The organism is Streptomyces sp. NPDC057010, assembly GCF_042673805.1.
Lineage (GTDB): Bacteria > Actinomycetota > Actinomycetes > Streptomycetales > Streptomycetaceae > Streptomyces.
In genome coordinates, this window is sequence record NZ_JBHUSC010000081.1 from 1 (window position 1) to 19,014 (window position 19,014).

Annotated in this window: 17 protein-coding genes; 10 read left to right on the plus strand and 7 right to left on the minus strand. The window is 74.1% G+C overall.

Annotated features, from left to right (window positions below; all coding sequences use genetic code 11):
- The first annotated feature begins 95 nt into the window (after window positions 1-95).
- A complete protein-coding gene (locus tag ACFTXQ_RS34575) occupies window positions 96-413 on the plus strand; it encodes a hypothetical protein (protein ID WP_382649012.1) in 318 nt (105 codons plus the stop codon).
- Here ACFTXQ_RS34575 and ACFTXQ_RS34580 read toward each other — a convergent pair.
- The 3 genes from ACFTXQ_RS34580 to ACFTXQ_RS34590 form a co-directional block, all read right to left on the minus strand.
- Window positions 361-1,155 carry an SDR family NAD(P)-dependent oxidoreductase gene (locus tag ACFTXQ_RS34580; RefSeq protein ID WP_382649014.1) on the minus strand — a complete coding sequence of 265 codons (795 nt, stop codon included), beginning with the start codon at window positions 1,153-1,155 and terminating at the stop codon, window positions 361-363. The genes ACFTXQ_RS34575 and ACFTXQ_RS34580 overlap by 53 nt on opposite strands.
- Before the next feature lie 36 nt (window positions 1,156-1,191).
- Window positions 1,192-1,986: an Fpg/Nei family DNA glycosylase gene (locus tag ACFTXQ_RS34585; protein WP_382649017.1), complete on the minus strand. Its 795-nt coding sequence runs from the start codon at window positions 1,984-1,986 to the stop codon at window positions 1,192-1,194.
- Between the two features lie 199 nt (window positions 1,987-2,185).
- Window positions 2,186-2,776, minus strand: a complete 591-nt coding sequence (locus tag ACFTXQ_RS34590) for a TetR/AcrR family transcriptional regulator (RefSeq protein ID WP_382649020.1) — start codon at window positions 2,774-2,776, stop codon at window positions 2,186-2,188.
- 98 nt (window positions 2,777-2,874) lie between these two features.
- On the opposite strand from ACFTXQ_RS34590, the gene ACFTXQ_RS34595 reads away from it, so the two are divergent.
- Window positions 2,875-3,582, plus strand: a complete 708-nt coding sequence (locus ACFTXQ_RS34595) for an NADPH-dependent F420 reductase (RefSeq protein WP_382649023.1) — start codon at window positions 2,875-2,877, stop codon at window positions 3,580-3,582.
- Between the two features lie 112 nt (window positions 3,583-3,694).
- Here the strand turns inward: ACFTXQ_RS34595 and ACFTXQ_RS34600 are convergent, their stop codons facing one another.
- Together ACFTXQ_RS34600 and ACFTXQ_RS34605 are read right to left on the minus strand one after the other, a co-directional pair.
- The gene (locus ACFTXQ_RS34600) at window positions 3,695-4,390 is read right to left on the minus strand and encodes a hypothetical protein (RefSeq protein WP_382649026.1); all 696 of its coding nucleotides are present in this window, start codon (window positions 4,388-4,390) and stop codon (window positions 3,695-3,697) included.
- Window positions 4,391-4,594: 204 nt separating this feature from the next.
- Window positions 4,595-9,187, minus strand: a complete 4,593-nt coding sequence (locus tag ACFTXQ_RS34605; protein WP_382649029.1) for an ATP-dependent helicase — start codon at window positions 9,185-9,187, stop codon at window positions 4,595-4,597.
- A gap of 80 nt (window positions 9,188-9,267) precedes the next feature.
- On the opposite strand from ACFTXQ_RS34605, the gene ACFTXQ_RS34610 reads away from it, so the two are divergent.
- From ACFTXQ_RS34610 to ACFTXQ_RS34620, 3 genes are read left to right on the plus strand one after another with little or no spacing between them, the layout of a single operon-like run.
- The gene (locus tag ACFTXQ_RS34610) at window positions 9,268-10,197 is read left to right on the plus strand and encodes an AraC family transcriptional regulator (RefSeq protein WP_382649032.1); all 930 of its coding nucleotides are present in this window, start codon (window positions 9,268-9,270) and stop codon (window positions 10,195-10,197) included.
- Window positions 10,198-10,221: 24 nt separating this feature from the next.
- Complete coding sequence (locus tag ACFTXQ_RS34615) at window positions 10,222-10,923, plus strand: AzlC family ABC transporter permease (protein ID WP_382649051.1); 702 nt, start codon at window positions 10,222-10,224, stop codon at window positions 10,921-10,923.
- On the plus strand, window positions 10,920-11,228 hold the full coding sequence (locus tag ACFTXQ_RS34620) for an AzlD domain-containing protein (RefSeq protein WP_382649035.1): 309 nt from the start codon (window positions 10,920-10,922) through the stop codon (window positions 11,226-11,228). Before ACFTXQ_RS34615 ends, ACFTXQ_RS34620 begins: the two co-directional genes overlap by 4 nt.
- Here ACFTXQ_RS34620 and ACFTXQ_RS34625 read toward each other — a convergent pair.
- Entirely contained in the window at window positions 11,197-12,162 is a 966-nt protein-coding gene (locus ACFTXQ_RS34625; RefSeq protein ID WP_382649037.1) for a hypothetical protein, read from the minus strand. The two genes, ACFTXQ_RS34620 and ACFTXQ_RS34625, sit on opposite strands and share 32 nt — an antisense overlap.
- 81 nt (window positions 12,163-12,243) lie before the next feature.
- Between ACFTXQ_RS34625 and ACFTXQ_RS34630 the strand changes: the two genes are divergently transcribed.
- Entirely contained in the window at window positions 12,244-12,438 is a 195-nt protein-coding gene (locus ACFTXQ_RS34630; RefSeq protein ID WP_030729208.1) for a DUF3046 domain-containing protein, read from the plus strand.
- 196 nt (window positions 12,439-12,634) lie between these two features.
- Window positions 12,635-13,726, plus strand: a complete 1,092-nt coding sequence (locus tag ACFTXQ_RS34635; RefSeq protein ID WP_382649053.1) for an AI-2E family transporter — start codon at window positions 12,635-12,637, stop codon at window positions 13,724-13,726.
- Here the strand turns inward: ACFTXQ_RS34635 and ACFTXQ_RS34640 are convergent.
- Window positions 13,677-14,435 (minus strand): Clp protease N-terminal domain-containing protein, encoded by a 759-nt coding sequence (locus tag ACFTXQ_RS34640; RefSeq protein ID WP_382649040.1) that lies wholly within the window; start codon window positions 14,433-14,435, stop codon window positions 13,677-13,679. The genes ACFTXQ_RS34635 and ACFTXQ_RS34640 overlap by 50 nt on opposite strands.
- A gap of 223 nt (window positions 14,436-14,658) precedes the next feature.
- On the opposite strand from ACFTXQ_RS34640, the gene recA reads away from it, so the two are divergent.
- From recA to ACFTXQ_RS34655, 3 genes are all read left to right on the plus strand, one after another.
- Window positions 14,659-15,771, plus strand: a complete 1,113-nt coding sequence (gene recA / locus ACFTXQ_RS34645) for a recombinase RecA (protein WP_382649043.1) — start codon at window positions 14,659-14,661, stop codon at window positions 15,769-15,771.
- Between the two features lie 3 nt (window positions 15,772-15,774).
- Window positions 15,775-16,341 carry a recombination regulator RecX gene (gene recX, locus ACFTXQ_RS34650; RefSeq protein ID WP_382649046.1) on the plus strand — a complete coding sequence of 189 codons (567 nt, stop codon included), beginning with the start codon at window positions 15,775-15,777 and terminating at the stop codon, window positions 16,339-16,341.
- Window positions 16,342-16,431: 90 nt separating this feature from the next.
- A complete protein-coding gene (locus ACFTXQ_RS34655) occupies window positions 16,432-18,978 on the plus strand; it encodes an FtsX-like permease family protein (RefSeq protein ID WP_382649049.1) in 2,547 nt (848 codons plus the stop codon).
- Window positions 18,979-19,014 lie beyond the last annotated feature (36 nt).

Consider the following 19,014-nt stretch of genomic DNA (forward strand, 5'->3'; position numbering starts at 1 on the left):
GGAGCACCGGCCGGGGCTCCCGGCCGTTCTGGGTGCGGGGCCGGGAGGGGTGCGGGAGGATGGGGCAGTCCGGGTCCCGGCCCCAGGGAGGCAGCGTGCGATGGCTCCTGCGCATACCCGCGGCTCCGGCCCTCGCGCTGACGGTCACCGTGGCCGTGGCGGTGGGGGCGCTGTGGTGGTGGGCCGTGCTGAGGCTCGTCCTGGCGCCCGCGGAGTCCGGCCCCGTGGAGGGCGCGGTGGCCGTCGGCGGATGGGGGCTGGGGCTGCTGCCGGTGCACTGTGTTCCGGGGCCGAAGCGCAAGGCCCGGCGGGGGACGCCGGAAGCGGCGGAAGCGGCGGCCGGGGCGGACGCCGCCACGGCTACCAGGGCATCGACACTCCGCCGTTCGGGCGAAGGATCTGACCCGTCGTGAAGGACGAGGCGTCCGAGGCCAGGTAGAGCACGGCCTGGGCGATGTCCTCGGGTTCGCCGACCCGGCGCAGCGGGGACATCCGGACCATCATCGCCTCGGTCTGCTCCTGGACCTCGGGGGAGTGGCGGCCGGTCATCGGGGTGCGTATCCATCCGGGCGCGACGGCGTTGACGCGGATGCCCTTCGGGCCGGCCTCGGTGGCGAGCGTCTTGGTCAGCTGGACGACCGCGGCCTTCGCGGCGCTGTAGCAGAGCAGGCCGGGCTGGGCGGCGTCCACGGCGCCCGAGGCCATCGTGACGATGGAGCCGGGGCGGCCCGCCGCGATCATGGAGCGGGCGGCCTCCTGACAGGTGCGCAGGACGCCCTTGAAGTTGATGTCGAATACCCGGTCGAGGTCCTCGTCGGCGGTCTCCAGCACGCTGCTGGTGTGCATGACCCCGGCGATGGCGGCGGCGATGTCGAGCGGGCCCGCGGCCGCTACGGCGGCCCGCAGGGCGGTGCGGTCGGTGACGTCGAGGGGGTGGACGGTGGCGGCTCCGCCGGCCTTGGCGACGAGGGCGGCCGTCTCGGCGAGGCCCTGCGCGTCGCGGTCGGCGCAGTGCACGTGCGCGCCCGCTGCGGCGAGGAGGAGGGCGGTGGCGCGGCCGATGCCGCCGGCCGCGCCGGTGATCAGGGCGGTGCGCCCGGTGAGGTCGTACGGGGTCCTGGACGTGCCATGGGGTGTGCCATTGGGTGTGGGCATGCCGGGACCGTACGACTGGATCTGACGGAGCGTCAACTAGGGCGTAGGGCCCGGCTGGCAGCGGGGGCACCAGTACGTCGGGCGGCCGTCCTGCGGTGCCTCGCGGATGGCGGTGCCGCAGCGCAGGCAGGGGCGGTGGGCGCGGCCGTAGACGAAGAGGTCCTGGCCGGGGCGGCGGCTGCCGGTGGTGTTGCGCGGGCCGGGCCGGTCGCCGGTGTTCGCGGCGAGCAGGCGGTGCGCGGCGGCGGCCAGCCGGGGGAGGGTCGCCCCGGGGAGCGCGCCGACCGGGGTCCAGGGGGTGACCTGGGCCAGGAAGCAGAGCTCGGCCTTGTAGATGTTGCCGATCCCGGCGAGGTTGCGCTGGTCGAGCAGGGCCTCGCCCAGGGGGCGCTCGGGGGCGGCGAGGAGGTTGGCGGCGGCCCGGTCGGCGTCCCAGTCGGGGCCGAGGAGGTCGGGACCCAGGTGGCCCACGGCCCGGTCCTCGTCGGCGGTGCGGATCAGCTCCAGGACGGGGAGGCGGTAGCCGACGGCGGTGTGGTCGGCGGTGGCGAGGATCGCCCGGATCTCGTAGGCGGGGCCGCCGTGCCATTTCGCGCCCGCGGGGAAGACGTGCCAGGCGCCGTCCATGCGGAGGTGGCTGTGCAGGGTGAGGCCGCCCTCGAAGCGGGCCAGGAGGTGCTTGCCGCGGGGGGTGACGTCGAGGGTGGTCCGGCCGGTGAGGTCGGCGGTCGCGAAGCGCGGGACGCGCAGGTCGCTGCGGGTCAGGGGCTTGCCTGCCAGGGCGGCGTGCAGCCGGGTGGCCGCGCGCCGGACGCTGTCTCCTTCGGGCATGGCCCCATTGTCCGTCTGCCCTGGTGCCGGCGCGGCTAGGTCGTCCCTTTCGGATCTTGCCTCACCCGCGCCGCCCGGCACCGCACCTCGCCGCTTTGTCGAGGCACCCGAGTACGTCCAGTAATCGGGAGCCTCTCCGCCTTGCGATGCACGGCACCGGACGACGCGGGCTTAACCGGCAAGATCCGAAAGGGACGACCTAGCGCGGCGGCAGCAGGGCGTGGGTGAGGATGGCCAGGACCTCCTCGCGCGTCGGCGGCGTCGGAGCCGTCATGGCGTGCAGGCACAGGCCGGTCATCAGGGGCGGCACCATCGCGGCGGCGGCGGGGCCGAGGAGGGGCGTCATCACCTCCGTGCTCGCCCGGGCGGGCAGGCTCGCCGCCTCCCGCAGATCGGGGCGGCGCAGCGCGGCGACGTGGAGCTCGTACTCGACGACGGCCGAGGTGCGGCCCTCGCCCAGGCAGGCCATGACGCCGTCGGTCAGCGCCTCGGCGATCTGCTCCGGGGTGGCGTCGGCGTGGTCCGAGGCCCAGTCGCGCACGAAGGCGGCGAAGCGGTCGGCGGCCCGCTCCAGGGCGGCCCGGATCAGCGCCTCGCGGTCGGCGAAGTGGTAGGTCGTCGAGGAGAGCGACACGTCCGCACGTTCGGCGATGGCCCGGTGCGTCAGCCCCTCCAGCCCGCGCTCGGCGATCAGCTCCTCCGCCACCCGGGCGATCCGCTCGCGGCGGTTCGGGTCGTGCCTGCGCGTCCGCCGCCGGGGAGCGGCCTCCTCGTGAGTCTCTGCGTGCATGGGATCAGCCTCGCACAGAAACATTGGTACGGACGTCCGTACCAATGATACGGTGGAGAGGTCGTCAGGGGGTCGGGAAACACGAACGGAGCAACGCCATGAAGGTCGCAGTCCTCGGTACCGGTGGTGGAGGTCGCGCGCACGCGGTCCGGCTGCTGGAACTCGGTCACCAGGTGTACGTCGGCACCCGGGACTCCCAGGTCACCCTCGGCCGCACCGAGCCCGACTTCATGGGCATCGAACCCTTCGGGCAGTGGGTCGCCGACTATCCGGGCATCGAGCTCATGAACTTCGACGAGGCCGCGGCCTCGGGCGACTTCGTCATCAACGGGATCGACGGCGCCAACGCGGTGCGCGTGCTCAGCGGCATCGGCAGGCACCTCGCGGGCAAGACCCTGATGGACTACGCGGTCCCCTTCGTCTACAACCCCGAGCAGGCCCATCCCTGGCCCACCCCCTGGGGCGTGATGCCGGCTCTGGATCCCGTGGACCACGACAGCCTGGGAGAGCGGATCCAGCGCGCCCTGCCGGAGGTCAAGGTCGTCAAGGCCTGTGTCACCCAGGAGCAGGAGACCGTCGTCCGTCCGCAGGCCGTGGCCGGCGGCGACCACACGATGTTCATCGCAGGGGACCACGACGACGCCAAGGCGGAGGTCACCGAGCTCCTGCGGTCCTACGGCTGGCAGGACGTACTCGACCTCGGCCCGCTGGTCAGCTCCCGCGGCATGGAGATGTACTCCCACATGCACAGCGCCATCCAGTTCGCGCTCGGCGGCGCCCGTTTCGGGGTCAAGGTGATGCGCTGACGGGCGGTCCTGCCGGAACGGGCAGAGCCCCTGCGGCGGGGTGCCGTCGCAGGGGCTCGATGTGCGGGAAGGGCGCGGCCGGTGGGCCGCTCGGCGCTTCCGGGCGAGGGGCCTACTTCCAGGTGAGGGGCTTGCCGTTGCTCAGCGAGTTGTAGGGGTTGCCCCAGTACTGGGCTCCGACGACCTTCGTCTGTGCCGACGGGGCCAGGGCGATCGCGCAGCCGGTCGTCGTCTGGCCGTTCGTGAAGCCCTTCGGCAGCGCGTCGTCCTTGCACTTCTCGAACTTGCCGATGACCGACACGCCCTGCGCCTCGCTGCCGTCCGGGAGCAGGCCCTTCATGTGGCCGACCGCGGCGTACGACAGGTCCGTGGTGCCGACGTTCTTGACCGAGTAGCGGACGTAGTAGGGGATCATCCCCTTCACCTTGTCGCCCAGGTTGAGCGGGGCCAGGTCGGCCGGGTCGCCCTGCTCGACCGCGGTGACGGTGAGGCCGATCGTGCCCTTGGTCTTTCCGGACTCGAACGCTGCCGTGGCGGTCTCACCGATCTTGAAGGCCTGGCCCGGCTTGGCCGTGTCGGCAGCCCCGCCCGCGGGGGCCTCGCTGCTGTAGCCGCCGCCGGCCGAGGGGCTGGCCGGAGCCGCGCTCGGGCTGGCGGGAGCCGCGCCGCCGGCGCCGCCCGGGGCCGAGGCGGTCGGGGCCGCGGCGGGGTCCTCGTTGCCGTTCTTGCAGCCGGTCAGGGCAACGGTGCCGGCGACCGCGAGACCGACCGCGACCAGGGTGCTCTTGCGCATGCTGATGGTGCTCACTCTTCTTCCTCCCCATGACTGTGCATCGTCAACGCGACGCCTGTGATCATCTTGATAAGGGACGAATAAGTGTCCGTGCCAGCTCAGAGGGGGTCGGCGACAGTCCTGTGACATGCCCAAGACACGTGCGGCACAGTCGAGACCGGTCTGCCGCAGTCCGGAGCGCCGTCAGAGCCTCCGCCAGAACCGCCGTCAGGAGGCCAGTCAGGAGCGCAGGCGCAGGCCTCTCGGTGTGGCGTGGAAACCGGCCGACTCCAACGCGGGCCCGAGGGGGGACGTCAGGGAGGCGGCAGCGTTGATCCGCTCCACCGTGAGGGCCGGGAGGGTGCCCGCCCGGGAGGCGGCGGCGAGGGCCGCCACCGCCGCCGTCAACCGCGGATCCCCGGCGTCCGGCCAGGCCAGCAGGGTCTTGCCGCCCCGCTCCAGATACAGGGTGAGTTCTCCGTCGACCAGGACCACCAGGGAGCCCGCCTTCCGGCCCGGCTTGTGGGTGGCCCCGGCCGGGGGCTCCGGCCAGGGCAGCGCCGCGCCGTACGCGTTCGCCGGATCGGCGGCGGCGAGGACGACCGCCGCCAGCGGCGGCGGGGTCCGCTCGGCGGCCCGCAGCCGGTCCACCGCGCCGTCCATCGCGAACTGGGCCGCGCCCAGCCCCTCGACCACATAGCCCCGACGGGCCTGGCCGCTGTCCTCGAACGCCGACAGGACCCGGTAGACCGCGCTGAAGCCTCCTTCGATGCCCTCCGCGGCCACGGCGCCCCGCGTCACCACCCCGTGCCGGTCCAGCAGCGTCCGCGCCTGGGCGTGGGCCCGGTGCGTCGGGTCGGGCGCCTGCGCCGGCAGGACCGACCAACGGCCGGACACCGTGGGCGGGCCCGTCCGGGACACGGTCGCACCGAGCGTGCCGTACCGGCCGCGGGGGATCGTGCGCCGGGCACGGTGGGCGGTGGACCCCGCCGTCCGGCCCGAGCCGAGCAGCGACCGCAGCGGCGCCAGGGTGTCGTTGGTCAGCCGCCCCGACCAGGCCAGGTCCCAGAGCGCCTCAGCGAGGGCCAGGTCGGATGCCTCGGGGAGCCCGGCGCGGACGGAATCGGCGATCTGACGGAAGAACAGGCCGTACCCGCCCGCGAGGGCAGCCAGGACCGCCTGGTGCAGCGGGCTCTGCTCCAGCGGGTGCGGCGGGGGCAGCAGCAGCGGGGCCGCCTCCGCCAGGTAGAGGGAGACCCAGCCGTCCTTGCCCGGGAGGGCGCCGGCGCCCGCCCACACCACTTCGCCGGTGGTGGTCAGTTCGTCCAGCAGGGCCGGGGAGTACCCGCTGACCCGCGAGGGCAGGATCAGGCGTTCCAGCGCGGAGGCCGGGACCGGCGCGCCCTGGAGCTGCTCGACCGCCCGGGCCAGGCCGTCGATGCCGCGCAGGGCCCCGCCCAGGTGCTGCCACTGCGGGAGGAAGGTGGCCAGCGAGGCCGGCGGGACCGGTTCCAGTTCCTGGCGCAGCGCGGCCAGGGAGCGACGGCGGAGCCTGCGCAGCACCGCGGCGTCGCACCACTCCTGGCCGATGCCCGCCGGATGGAACTCGCCCTGGACCACCCGGCCGGCCGCCGCGAGCCGGTGCAGGGCGCCCTCGGTCACCGCCGCTCCCAGGCCGAAGCGGCCCGCCACGGCGGCCGTGGTGAACGGCCCGTGCGTACGGGCGTACCGGGCGAGGAGATCGCCCAGCGGATCCTTGACCGGCTCCGTGAAGGCCTCCGGGACACCCACCGGGAGCGCCGTGCCCAGCGCGTCCCGCAGCCGGCCCGCATCCTCGACCGCCGCCCAGTGGTCCGCGCCGCCGATCCGCACCCGGATGGTGCGTCGGGCCGAGGACAGCTCGCGCACCCAGGACGGATCGGCCCCGCGCTCGGCCAGCTCGGCATCCGTCAGCGGGCCCAGCAGCCGCAGCAGGTCCGCCACCGACTCGGCGTCCTTGGCCCGCCGGTCCTCGGTGAGCCACTGAAGCTCCCGCTCCAGCTCCTCCAGCACCTGCGCGTCGAGCAGTTCGCGCAGCTCCGCCTGGCCGAGCAGTTCGGCCAGCAGCCGGGAGTCCAGCGACAGCGCGGCCGCCCTGCGCTCGGCGAGGGGCGAGTCCCCCTCGTAGAGGAACTGGGCGACGTACCCGAAGAGCAGCGACCGTGCGAAGGGGGACGGTTCGGGGGTGGTGACCTCGACCATGCGGACCCGGCGCGCCTCGATGTCGCCCATCAGCTCCGTCAGGCCCGGTACGTCGAAGACGTCCTGGAGGCATTCCCGTACGGCTTCCAGGACGATCGGGAACGATCCGAACTCCGAGGCCACCTGGAGCAGTTGGGAAGCGCGCTGACGCTGCTGCCACAGGGGGGTGCGCTTGCCCGGACTGCGCCGGGGCAGCAGCAGGGCGCGGGCCGCGCACTCGCGGAACCGGGAGGCGAACAGCGCGGAGCCGCCGACCTGGTCGGTGACGATCTGGTTGACGTCGCCGTGGTCGAAGGCGACGTCGGCGGCGCCGAGCGGGGCCTGCTCGTCGTCGAACTCGAAGGACTGCGTGGCCGAGGGGTCGTGGTCCAGGAGGTCCATGCTCAGCAGGTCGGCGTCGGGGAGGCGGAGCACGATCCCGTCGTCGGCGTGCATCACCTGCGCGTCCATGCCGTACTTCTCGGCGAGGCGGGCGCCCAGTGCCAGCGCCCACGGGGCGTGCACCTGCGCGCCGAAGGGGGAGTGGACCACGACCCGCCAGTCGCCGAGCTCGTCGCGGAACCGCTCCACGACGATGGTCCGGTCGTCCGGCACGTGCCCGCAGGCCTCGCGCTGCTCCGCGAGGTACGCAAGGACGTTCTCGGCGGCCCAGGCGTCCAGGCCGGCCGCCAGCAGGCGCAGGCGGCCGTCCTCCTCGGTCAGGCCGCCGAGCTCGCGCAGGAACGCGCCGACCGCGCGGCCCAGTTCGAGGGGGCGGCCCAGCTGGTCGCCCTTCCAGAACGGCAGCCGCCCCGGTACTCCGGGCGCCGGGGTGACCAGCACGCGGTCGCGGGTGATGTCCTCGATCCGCCAGGAGGTGGTGCCGAGGGTGAAGACGTCCCCGACGCGGGACTCGTAGACCATCTCCTCATCCAGCTCGCCGACCCGGCCGCCGCCCTTCTTCGGGTCCGAGCCGGCGAGGAAGACGCCGAAGAGGCCCCGGTCCGGGATGGTGCCGCCGGAGGTGACCGCGAGGCGCTGGGCCCCCGGCCGGCCGGTGATCGTCCCGGCGACGCGGTCCCACACCACCCGGGGTCTGAGCTCGGCGAACGCGTCCGAGGGATAGCGGCCCGCCAGCATGTCGAGGACCGCCGTGAACGCCGACTCCGGCAGCGCCGCGAAGGGCGCCGCCCGGCGGACCAGGGCGAGGAGGTCCTCCAGCTGCCAGGTGTCCATGGCGGTCATCGCGACGAGCTGCTGCGCGAGGACGTCGAGGGGATTGGAGGGGATCCGCAGGGACTCGATCGAGCCGGTGCGCATCCGCTCGGTGACCACGGCGGCCTGCACCAGGTCGCCCCGGTACTTGGGGAAGACCACGCCGGTGGAGACCGCGCCCACCTGGTGTCCGGCGCGGCCCACGCGCTGGAGCCCGGAGGCCACCGAAGGCGGGGACTCCACCTGCACCACCAGGTCCACCGCGCCCATGTCGATGCCCAGTTCCAGGCTGGAGGTGGCGACCACGGCGGGCAGCCGGCCCGCCTTCAGATCCTCCTCGACCAGGGCCCGCTGCTCCTTGGACACCGAGCCGTGGTGCGCGCGGGCCAGCAGCGGCGGGGCGCCCTGGGCGGCGCCGGACTGGGCCATGATCTCGGCTGGGGGCGGTGCGCCCTCGGCCGGCCGCTCGCCCGTCGCCCGCTCGTACGCGATCTCGTTGAGCCGGTTGCACAGCCGCTCGGCGAGGCGGCGGGAGTTGGCGAACACGATCGTCGAGCGGTGGGCCTGGACCAGATCGACGATCCGCTCCTCCACATGCGGCCAGATGGACGGCTTGTCGCCGCCCTCCTTGCCCTCGGTGGCCGGGGAGCCGCCCAACTCGCCCATGTCCTGCACCGGGACGACCACCGACAGGTCGAACTCCTTGGCCGACGGCGGCTGGACGATCTCCACCTTGCCGCGCGGCGCCAGATACCGGGCCACCTCGTCCACCGGCCGGACCGTCGCCGACAGCCCGATCCGGCGCGCCGGGCGGGGCAGCAGCTCGTCCAGCCGCTCCAGGGACAGCGCGAGGTGCGCGCCGCGCTTGGTCCCCGCGACCGCGTGCACCTCGTCCAGGATCACCGTCTCGATCCCGGCCAGGGCTTCGCGGGCGGCCGAGGTCAGCATCAGGAACAGCGACTCGGGTGTGGTGATGAGGATGTCCGGCGGCCGGGTGGCCAGCGCCCGCCGCTCGGCCGGCGGGGTGTCCCCGGAGCGGATCCCGACCCGGATCTCCGGCTCGGGCAGCCCGAGGCGGACGGACTCCTGGCGGATGCCGGTCAGCGGGCTGCGGAGGTTGCGCTCCACATCCACGGCCAGGGCCTTCAGCGGCGACACGTACAGCACCCGGCAGCGCTTCCTCGGCTCGGCCGGCGGCGGGGTCGAGGCCAACTGGTCCAGGGCGGCGAGGAAGGCGGCCAGGGTCTTGCCCGAGCCGGTGGGCGCCACGACGAGCACGTCCGAACCCGCGCCGATCGCCCGCCAGGCGCCCTCCTGCGCGGAGGTGGGCCTGACGAAGGCCCCCGTGAACCAGGAGCGGGTCGCGGGGGAGAACGATTCGAGCGCGGAGCCGGACATGCCCCCATCCTGCACCCCGGCACTGACAACGGGCCGGACCTGCGAGAACGCCCGCGCCGGGAGGGGCGCAGAATGGGGGGATGGGGACGACGGGGAAGGACGGGGAGCGGCGCCCGGAGGGCCGCGAGGGCCGGGAGTGGGCCCGGCACTGGCAGTACCCCGAGCTGCCCGGGCTGGACCTGCTGCGCGCCCACTACGTCCGCCACACCTTCCCGCGCCACGCCCACGACGGATACGTCATCGCGGCCGTCACCGGCGGCATCGAGGAGATCGGGCTCCCCGGCGGCACGGTGCGGGCCGGCCCGGGCAGCGTGGTCCTGATCAACCCCGAGGTGGCGCACACCGCTCGCGCCGGGGTGCCCGAGGGCTGGGCTTACGCCACCCTCTACCCCTCCAGCGAGCTGATCACCGAGGTCGCCGCCGAGATCGGCACCCTGCGCGGCACCCCCGGCTTCACCGCCGACATGGTCGCCGACCCGCAGGGCTCCCGGGCGATCACCGAGGTCCACCGGGCCGCCGAGGCCGGGAACGCGCTGGCCGCCGACACGCTGCTGCGGGGCGTGGTGGCGCGGATGCTCAGCCGGCACGCGGGCCCGCTGCCCGCCCGTACGGTACGGCGCGCGGGCGCCGCCGACGCCGAGCGGGCCCGGGCCGTACTGGAGGGGCGGATGGCCGGACCGCCGTCGCTGGAACAGCTCGCGGCGGAACTGGGGACAAGCCCCTTCGCCCTGCTGCGGGCCTTCCGGGAGCGGTACGGGATGCCGCCGCACACCTGGCTGACCGACGCCCGGGTGCGCCGGGCCCGCCGGCTGCTCGACGCGGGCACCCCGCCCGCCGAGGCGGCCGTCGCCGTCGGCTTCACCGACCAGCCGCACCTGAACCGGCACTTCACCCGGATCGTGGGCGTGCCGCCGGGTGCGTACCGCATGGAACGGGGGACCGCGGCGCCGGGGGCGAGCCCCCGCCCGCGCGCAAGAACGTACAAGACCCGGCCACCGCGCCCTGCGTAGTTTCGGGGCGTGGGAGAACAACGGATGGTGATGCAGGAGACCCCCGAGGGGGTCGCCGTCGAGCGGCCGCGTGCCGCCGTCGTACGGGACGCGCTCGGGGTCGGGGTGGCCGTCGGGCTGTCCGGGTTCGCGTTCGGGGTGACCGCAGCGGGAGCGGGGATCAGCGTGCTCCAGGCCTGCGTGCTGAGCCTGCTCGTCTTCACCGGCGCCTCGCAGTTCGCGCTGGCCGGGGCGCTGGCCGCCGGCGGGAACCCGTTCACCGCCGCCGCCGGGGCCTTCTTCCTCGGGACGCGCAACGCCTTCTACGGGCTGCGGCTCTCGCAGCTGCTCGCCCTGCCGCGCGCCCTGCGGCCCCTCGCCGCGCACTGGGTCATCGACGAGACCACCGCCGTGGCGCTGGCGCAGCCCGGCCGGAAGTCGGCCCGCCTCGGGTTCGGCGTCACCGGGCTCAGCCTGTACGTGCTGTGGAACCTCACCACCCTGCTGGGCGCGCTCGGCGCCGAGGCCATCGGCGACACCTCCGCGTGGGGGCTGGACGCCGCCGGACCGGCCGTGTTCCTGGCCCTGCTCGCGCCGATGCTGAAGACAGCCACCGAGCGGGCCGTCGCCGCCCTCGCCCTCGTCCTCGGCCTCGGTTTCCTGCCCGTGCTGCCCGCCGGGGTGCCCGTACTGATCGCCGCGCTGGCCGCGCCGGCCGTGCTGTGGATGAAGGGACGCCGCTCGTGAACGTCTGGATCGCCATCGGGCTCACCGTCGTCGGCTGCTACGCCGTCAAGCTCGCCGGACTGCTCGTGCCCGCCGGGGCCCTGGAGCGGCCGCTGGTGCGCCGCCTCGCCGCCCTGCTGCCGGTCGCGCTGCTCGCCGCGCTCACCGCCCAGCAGACCTTCAGCACCGGGCACGCGCTCGTCCTCGACGCCCGCGCCGCCGGGCTCGCGGCGGCCGCCGTCGCCCTGCTGCTGCGGGCCCCGTTCCTGCTGGTCGTCGCGGCCGCCGTGGTCGTCACCGCGGGCGTACGGGCCCTGGGCGGCTAGCCGGCCCGAGCGGGCGGCCGTACGCCCGCAGCGTGAGCAGGGCCTCCAGGGTCGCGATCGGGCGCCGCTCCAGCGAGCTGCCCGGCGCCCAGGCCCGGCGGCGCACCGGCCAGCCGCCGTCCGCCTGCTGCTCGGCGGCCAGGAAGTCCAGCGAGCGGCGCAGCTCCTCGTCGGTGAACCAGCCGCGGGCCAGCGACTCCGGGCGCCGCGCGAAGTCGTGCGGGTACAGCTGCTCGCCCGGCGCGTAGCCCGGCGCGGGCGGGTAGGCGTGCCGCCGGCGCGGATCCAGCACCACGAGCCGCTGCTCGCGCACCAGCCGCCCCAGCCGGTCCGCGGCCGCCGCCGCGCGGGCCCGGTCGGGGGAGCCGTCGAGGAAGGCCACCGCGCTCTGGATCTCGTACGGATGCGAGCGGCGCAGGCTCTCGACCCGGTCCCAGCAGAAGTCCGTGGCCCGGAACAGCCAGGCGTGCCAGATCCGGTTGCGGTGCAGTACGCCGACGACCGGGCCCGTGGTCAGCAGCTCGCCCGGCGGATCGTCGAAGACCGGGTGGTAGGGGGCCGCGGGATAGCCGCGCGGGGCCGGGAACACCACCGGAAGCGCGCCGTCCGGCGTCGAGACCCGGGTCAGGTGGCGGCAGAGCCGCTCGATGCGCTGGCCGGCGCAGCGGCCCAGGCTGTCGAGGACGCGCAGGGCGTGCGCGGTGTGCAGGGGCTGGCTGAGCGGTCCGCGCAGATCCGGATCGAGCGCGTGCCCGTAGCCGCCGTCGCCGTTGAGGTAGGAGCACAGGGCGGTGTCGACCGCATCGGCGTCCCCGCCGAGGAAGTGGAACGCGAACCGCCGCTGCTCCAGCACGCGGGCCGTGAGCCAGATGAACTGCTCGGCGCGGGCCAGCGGGGCCGGGGCGGCCGACGAGGGGGCTTCGTCTCCAGGCATGCGAGAAACCGTAGGGCGCCGTGGCGCGGCGAGGGGGGACGAACGGGGCCGGTGCACTCTCCGGGGCGGGATACTGGGGTCATGCGGTTGACGATTTTCTGGGAGCGGATGGCGGAGCACTTCGGTGCGGCCTACGCGGACTCCTTCGCGCGGGACCACGTCATGACGGAGCTGGGCGGCCGGACCGTCCACCAGGCGCTGGACGCGGGCTGGGAGACCAAGGACGTGTGGCGGGCGGTGTGTTCGGCCATGGACGTACCGGCGTCGCTGCGCTGAGCTGCGCGGTTTTCACGGTACGGGCCGCCGGTGGGCCAGACTTGGCGGCGTGGCAGCGACTGATGAGACGACGGACCGGCCCGAAGCACCCCGGGGAACGGGGGAGACGACGCCGACCTGGCCGGTGGACCCGGCCCGTGCCGGCGGCCCGCCCGGAAGCGGCCGCCCGCCGGGCGGGGGCCGGGCGGAGGAGCGGATGCCCCCCTGGCTGCCGCGCGCCGTGGTGCTGGTCCTGGCCCTGGTCGCCTGCTTCCAGCTCGGCAGCTGGGCCTTTCACCAGCTGATCGGGCTGCTGATCAACATCCTGATCGCCTTCTTCCTCGCCCTCGCGATCGAACCGGCCGTCTCCCGGATGGCGGCCCGCGGGATGCGCCGCGGGCTCGCCACCTTCCTGGTGTTCCTCGGGGTGTTCATCGCTGGCGCCGGCTTCCTCACGCTGCTCGGCTCGATGCTGGCCGGGCAGATCGTCGAGATGGTGGAGGGCTTCCCGCGGTACCTCGACTCGGTGATCGACTCGATCAACCGCACCTTCCGCACCGACCTGTCCCGCCTGGACATCCAGGAGAGCCTGCTGCGCTCCGACTGGCTGCGCAAGTACGTGCAGAACAGCGCGGCCGGCGTGCTCGACGTGTCCGCCACCGTGCTCGGCGGCCTCTTCAAGCTGCTGACGATCACGCTGTTCTCGTTCTACTTCGCCGCCGACGGGCCGCGGCTGCGGCGCGCGCTGTGCTCCGTACTGCCGCCCTCGAAGCAGTCCGAGGTGTTGCGCGCCTGGGAGATCGCCGTCACCAAGACCGGCGGCTACCTCTACTCGCGCGGCCTGATGGCGCTCATCTCCGGGATCGCGCACTACATCGTGCTGGTGATCCTCGGAGTGCCGTACGCGCCCGCGCTCGCCGTGTGGGTGGGCCTGGTCTCCCAGTTCATCCCCACGATCGGCACCTATCTGGCGGGCGCGCTGCCGCTGCTGATCGCCTTCACCGTCAACCCCTGGTACGCGCTGTACGTCCTCGGGTTCGTGGTGATCTACCAGCAGTTCGAGAACTACGTCCTGCAGCCGAAGCTGACCTCGAAGACGGTGGACATCCACCCCGCGGTGGCCTTCGGCTCGGTCATCGCGGGCACCGCCCTGCTGGGCGCGGTCGGGGCGCTCGTCGCGATCCCGGCCGTCGCCACGCTGCAGGCGTTCCTCGGCGCGTACGTGAAGCGGTACGCGCTGACGGAGGACGCGGACGCCTCTACTCGGCGCCGTCCGCGCCGCCGAGTACGGCTGCCAAGGCTTCGGTGACGGTCGCCTCGGTGGCGGCCTTGTCCGCGCCGAGGCCGCTGAGCACGCCCTCGCCGTCCTCCAGCTCCAGGAGCGCGAGCAGGATGTGCTCGGTGCCGACGTAGCCGTGGCCCAGGCGCAGCGCCTCGCGGAAGGTCAGCTCCAGGGCCTTCTTGGCGTTGGCGTCGAAGGGGATCAGCGCGGGGAGCTCCGCGGCCGCCGGGGGCAGCGTGGCGGTCACGGCGGCGCGCACGTCGTCCGCCGCGACCCCCTGGGCGGCGAGCGCGAGCGCGGCGAGCCCCTCGGGCTCGGCCAGCAGGCCCAGGACCAGGTGGCCGGTGCCGATCTCGGTGCTGCCGGCGTTGCGGGCCTCGGCCTGCGAGGTCACGACGACGTTGCGGGCGCGGGGGGTGAAGCGGGCGAAGCCCGCGCTCGGGTCGAGACCGGCGTCGCCCTCCTTGTCGGCCTTGGGGACGAAGCGCTTCTGGGCGGCCTGGCGGGTGACGCCCATGCTCCGGCCGATGTCGGTCCAGGAGGCGCCGGAGCGGCGGGCCTGGTCGACGAAGTGCCCGATGAGGTGGTCCGCCACGTCGCCGAGGTGCTCGGCCGCGACCACGGCGCCGCTGAGCTGCTCCAGGCTGTCGCTGTGGGACTTCTTGATGGCCTCGATGAGGTCGTCGAGGCGTACCGGATTGGTCATGCGAACTGGTTCCACTGAAGGGTTCGTCATAGGTGCAACCGTAGGTTGACAGTCGAGAGGGTGTCAACCCGCGGTTGTCACTTCCGTCCCGCGCTCCCGGGTGAGGGTCCCGCGTGGCGCGCTTGACAGGGAAATCGAACATCCATTCTGATGAGTTATCCACAGCCGAACCGGTCGTGGAGGCGCATTGTCAGTGGCAGGCATTAGCGTCAATGGCGTGAAGCGATCGACTCAAGCAAACCGGGTGGAACCCATGGCAGGCACCGACCGCGAGAAGGCTCTCGACGCCGCGCTCGCACAGATTGAACGGCAATTCGGCAAGGGTGCGGTCATGCGCCTCGGCGACAAGCCGAACGACCCCATCGAGGTCATCCCCACCGGGTCGACCGCGCTGGACATCGCCCTCGGCGTCGGCGGGCTGCCCCGCGGCCGCGTGATCGAGGTGTACGGCCCGGAGTCCTCCGGTAAGACGACCCTGACCCTGCACGCCGTGGCCAACGCGCAGAAGGCCGGCGGCACCGTCGCCTTCGTGGACGCCGAGCACGCGCTCGACCCCGAGTACGCGAAGGCCCTCGGCGTCGACACCGACAACCTCATCCTGTCGCAGCCGGACACCGGCGAGCAGGCCCTGGAGATCGTGGACATGCTCGTCCGCTCCGGTGCCCTCGACCTGATCGTCATCGACTCCGTCGCGGCCCTCGTGCCGCGCGCCGAGATCGAGGGCGAGATGGGCGACTCGCACGTGGGTCTCCAGGCCCGTCTGATGAGCCAGGCGCTCCGGAAGATCACCGGTGCCCTCAACCAGTCCAAGACCACCGCGATCTTCATCAACCAGCTCCGCGAGAAGATCGGTGTGATGTTCGGCTCGCCGGAGACCACCACCGGTGGTCGCGCGCTGAAGTTCTACGCCTCGGTGCGCATCGACATCCGCCGCATCGAGACCCTCAAGGACGGCACGGAGGCGGTCGGCAACCGCACCCGCTGCAAGGTCGTGAAGAACAAGGTCGCCCCGCCCTTCAAGCAGGCCGAGTTCGACATCCTCTACGGCCAGGGCATCAGCCGCGAGGGCGGCCTGATCGACATGGGCGTGGAGCACGGCTTCATCCGCAAGGCCGGCGCCTGGTACACGTACGAGGGCGACCAGCTCGGCCAGGGCAAGGAGAACGCCCGCAACTTCCTCAAGGACAACCCGGATCTCGCCAACGAGATCGAGCGGAAGATCAAGGAGAAGCTGGGCGTGGGCGTGCGCAAGGACGCCGCGGACGGCGAGGCCGCCGACGCGCCGGCCGACGCCTCCGCCGCGGCCGTGCCCGCCCCGGCGACGAAGGCCAAGACGACGGCCAAGGCCGCCGTCGCCAAGAGCTGACCCGTGCGGGAGCAGGAAGGGGGCGGCGAGAGCCGGGGCGGCCGTGAAGGCCGCCCGGAACTGCCGCCCCAGAGCCCCGAGGAGCAGGCGCGGGCGATCTGCCTGCGCCTGCTCACCGGGAGCCCCCGCACCCGGCGCCAGCTCGCCGACGCCCTGCACAAGCGGGGCATCCCCGAGGAGGTGTCGCAACAGGTCCTCTCCCGGTACGAGGAGGTGGGCCTGATCGACGACGCCGCGTTCGCCGGAGCCTGGGTCGAGTCCCGGCACCGCGGCCGGGGCCTGGCCCGCCGGGCGCTCGCACAGGAGCTCCGGACCAAGGGGGTGCACGCCACCCTCGTGGCCGAAGCCCTGGAACAGCTCGACTCCGAGCAGGAGGAGCAGACCGCCCGGGAGCTCGTGGAGCGCAAGCTCCGCTCCACCCGGGGCCTGGACCGCGACAAGCGGATCCGGCGCCTCGCCGGGATGCTCGCCCGCAAGGGATACCCGGAGGGCATGGCCCTGCGGGTGGTGCGCCGCGCCCTGGAGTCCGAGGGCGACGACGCCGACGACCTCGGGTACCCGGGGGAGTGAGCCGGTGGCCCCGGGGTGGGGGTAGCCCCCGGGTGCGGACGCCGGGGTACGCCAATGTCAGGAGGCGGGCCCGGCGGCAGAGTTGACCGCATGATGCTGCGTTACGCCCTTCAGACCGTCAGGGACCGCAAAGCCGGTTTCCTCGGCGCCTTCGTCGCGCTCCTGTGCGCGGCCGCCCTCATCACCGCGTGCGGCACGCTCCTGGAAACGGGCCTCCGCGGAAAGATCGGCACCGAGCGCTATGCGGCCACGCCGGTCCTCGTCTCCGCCGACCAGAACGTCCACGAGACCACGGTCAAGCAGAAGAAGGGCAAGACGAAGGAGAAGCACAAGGCCAAGCCCGTCGCCGAACGGGCCTGGCTCCCGGCCGCCACCCTGGACACGGTGCGGTCCCTCCCCGGCGTCGAGCGGGCCGTGCCCGAACTCACCTTCCAGGCCGTCCCGCTGGTCAAGGCACCGGCGGGCGACGCGAAACCCTCGTACGGGCACGCCTGGACCTCCGCCGTCCTCACCCCCTTCACCCTCACCGAGGGCCACGCCCCCCAGGGCGGCGACGAGGTCGTCGTCGACCGGGCGCTGGCCGCCCGCGCGGGACTCACACCGGGCTCCGAGCTGACCGTGCAGTCCACCGGCGAGCCGAAGACCTACCGGGTGAGCGGGGTCGCCAAGACCGCCCGCGGCGACCTCGCCCAGCAGAGCGCGCTGTTCTTCGCCGACGCCGAGGCCCGGCGGCTCGCCGCCCGCGACGGGCAGATCAGCGCCATCGGCGTGCTGCCCGCCCCCGGAGTGGACCCCGGCCGGCTGGCCGGGCAGGTCGCGCAGGCCCTGAAGGGAACGACCGCGCAGGTCAGCACCGGTGACGAGCGCGGACCCGTGGAATTCCTCGACGCCGCCGGGGCCCGGATCAAGCTGGTCTCCATGGGCGGCGCGATGGGCGGCACCTCGCTGCTCGTCGCGATCCTCGTGGTCGTCGGCACCTTCGCCCTCTCCGTCCAGCAGCGCCACCGCGAACTCGCCCTGCTGCGGGCCGTCGCCGCCACGCCCCGGCAGTTGCGGCGCATGATCGGCCGGGAGGCGCTGCTCGTCGGCCTGGCCGGCGGGGTCGCCGGGGCGCTCGCCGGACTGCCGCTCGCCGCCTGGCTGTACGGGCGGTTCGTCGACAGCGGGATCGTCCCCACCGCCCTGGAGCGCACCGCCGGTGTCTTCCCGATGATCGCCGCCGTCGGCGCGAGCCTCCTCGGCGCCTGGGCCGCCGCGCGGATCACCGGGCGGCGGATCGCCCGGATCCGGCCCGCCGAGGCGCTCGCCGAAGCCGCGCTCGAAGGGCGCCGGCCCGCGTGGATCCGCAGCGTCCTCGGCGTGCTGCTGCTGGCCGGCGGGGCGGTCCTGGTCGTGGTGCTCGCCGGCCTGCGCACCGAGCCGGCGTCCACGCCGGTCACCTTCCTGGCCGTGGTGGTCCTGGCCGGAGCGGTCTCGCTGCTCGGTCCGCTGCTCGTACGGGCCGCCACCGCGCTGCTCGCCGGTCCGCTGCGGCTGGCCGGGGCGGGCGGGCACCTCGCCACCGCGAACCTGCGCGGCAACGCCGTCCGGATGGCCTCCGCCGTCACCCCGCTCGCGCTGCTGGTCGGCATGACCTGCACCGTGCTCTTCATCACCCCGACGCTCGGGGACGCCGCCAGGGCGCAGGCCCGGGACGGCGTCCGGGCCGGCTGGGTGCTGGCCGCTCAAGGGCCGGGCGTCACGGGGGAGGCCGCCGAGCGGATCCGCCGTACGCCCGGGGTCACGGCGGCCACCGAGATCGTGCACACGTCGGTACGGGTGGGCCTGACGAAGTACGGCGCGCAGGGCGTCACCCCGGCCGGGCTGAGCCGGACCTGGGACCCCGAGGTCACCGGTGGCAGCCTGGACGGCTTCGGGGAGGGCAGCGCGGCGGTGAGCGAACTCGCCGCCGAGCAGCTGGGGCTGAAGCCGGGGAGCCCGCTGAGGCTGACGCTGGGCGACGGCACCCCGGTGACGCTGACGGTCTCCGCCGTGTACGCGCGGGGGCTGGGCTTCGGCGATCTGACGCTGCCGCACCGGCTGGTGGCCGCGCACGTGGACAACCCCCTCTCCGGCAGCGTGCTGGTGGCGGCGGAGCCGGGGACCGGGCGGGAGCGGCTGGCCGCGGCGGTGCGGGAGTTCCCGGGGGTGGCGGTGCTGTCCGCGCGGGACGCGGACGAGGTGCGGGCGGAGCGGGTCGATGCGGGGGCGGAGATCAACCTGCTGGCGATGGGGCTGGTGCTGGCCTTCACGGCGATCGCGGTGGTCAACACGCTGGCCATGTCGACGGCCGAGCGGGTGCGGGAGTTCGGGATGCTGAGGCTGGCGGGCGCGAAGCGGAGGCAGGTGCTGCGGATGCTTCGTGCGGAGGCGGTGTCGGTGGTGCTGCTCGGGGTGGTGCTGGGGTCGGGGATCGCGCTGGCGGTGCTGACCGCATTCAGCGTCGGGATGACGGGGGCGGCGGCGCCGGCGGTCCTTCCGGTCGCCTACGCGGGAGTGGTGGGCCTGGCCGGACTGCTGGCCCTCCCGGCCACTGCCCTCCCGGGCCGGGTGGCGCTCCGGGTCCGGCCGGTGGACGTGGCCTCGTCCAAGGCCTGACCGGGCTGGGGGGCGGGGGGTGGGGACGGGGTGGGG

Coding starts and splice junctions, on each gene's coding strand:
- ACFTXQ_RS34580 (WP_382649014.1), bottom strand. CDS start 1,155: ATGCCCACACCCAATGGCACACCCCATGGCACGTCCAGGACCCCGTAC.
- ACFTXQ_RS34585 (WP_382649017.1), bottom strand. CDS start 1,986: ATGCCCGAAGGAGACAGCGTCCGGCGCGCGGCCACCCGGCTGCACGCC.
- ACFTXQ_RS34590 (WP_382649020.1), bottom strand. CDS start 2,776: ATGCACGCAGAGACTCACGAGGAGGCCGCTCCCCGGCGGCGGACGCGC.
- ACFTXQ_RS34595 (WP_382649023.1), top strand. CDS start 2,875: ATGAAGGTCGCAGTCCTCGGTACCGGTGGTGGAGGTCGCGCGCACGCG.
- ACFTXQ_RS34605 (WP_382649029.1), bottom strand. CDS start 9,187: ATGTCCGGCTCCGCGCTCGAATCGTTCTCCCCCGCGACCCGCTCCTGG.
- ACFTXQ_RS34610 (WP_382649032.1), top strand. CDS start 9,268: ATGGGGACGACGGGGAAGGACGGGGAGCGGCGCCCGGAGGGCCGCGAG.
- ACFTXQ_RS34615 (WP_382649051.1), top strand. CDS start 10,222: ATGGTGATGCAGGAGACCCCCGAGGGGGTCGCCGTCGAGCGGCCGCGT.
- ACFTXQ_RS34625 (WP_382649037.1), bottom strand. CDS start 12,162: ATGCCTGGAGACGAAGCCCCCTCGTCGGCCGCCCCGGCCCCGCTGGCC.
- ACFTXQ_RS34630 (WP_030729208.1), top strand. CDS start 12,244: ATGCGGTTGACGATTTTCTGGGAGCGGATGGCGGAGCACTTCGGTGCG.
- ACFTXQ_RS34635 (WP_382649053.1), top strand. CDS start 12,635: ATGCCCCCCTGGCTGCCGCGCGCCGTGGTGCTGGTCCTGGCCCTGGTC.
- ACFTXQ_RS34640 (WP_382649040.1), bottom strand. CDS start 14,435: ATGACGAACCCTTCAGTGGAACCAGTTCGCATGACCAATCCGGTACGC.
- recA (WP_382649043.1), top strand. CDS start 14,659: ATGGCAGGCACCGACCGCGAGAAGGCTCTCGACGCCGCGCTCGCACAG.
- ACFTXQ_RS34655 (WP_382649049.1), top strand. CDS start 16,432: ATGATGCTGCGTTACGCCCTTCAGACCGTCAGGGACCGCAAAGCCGGT.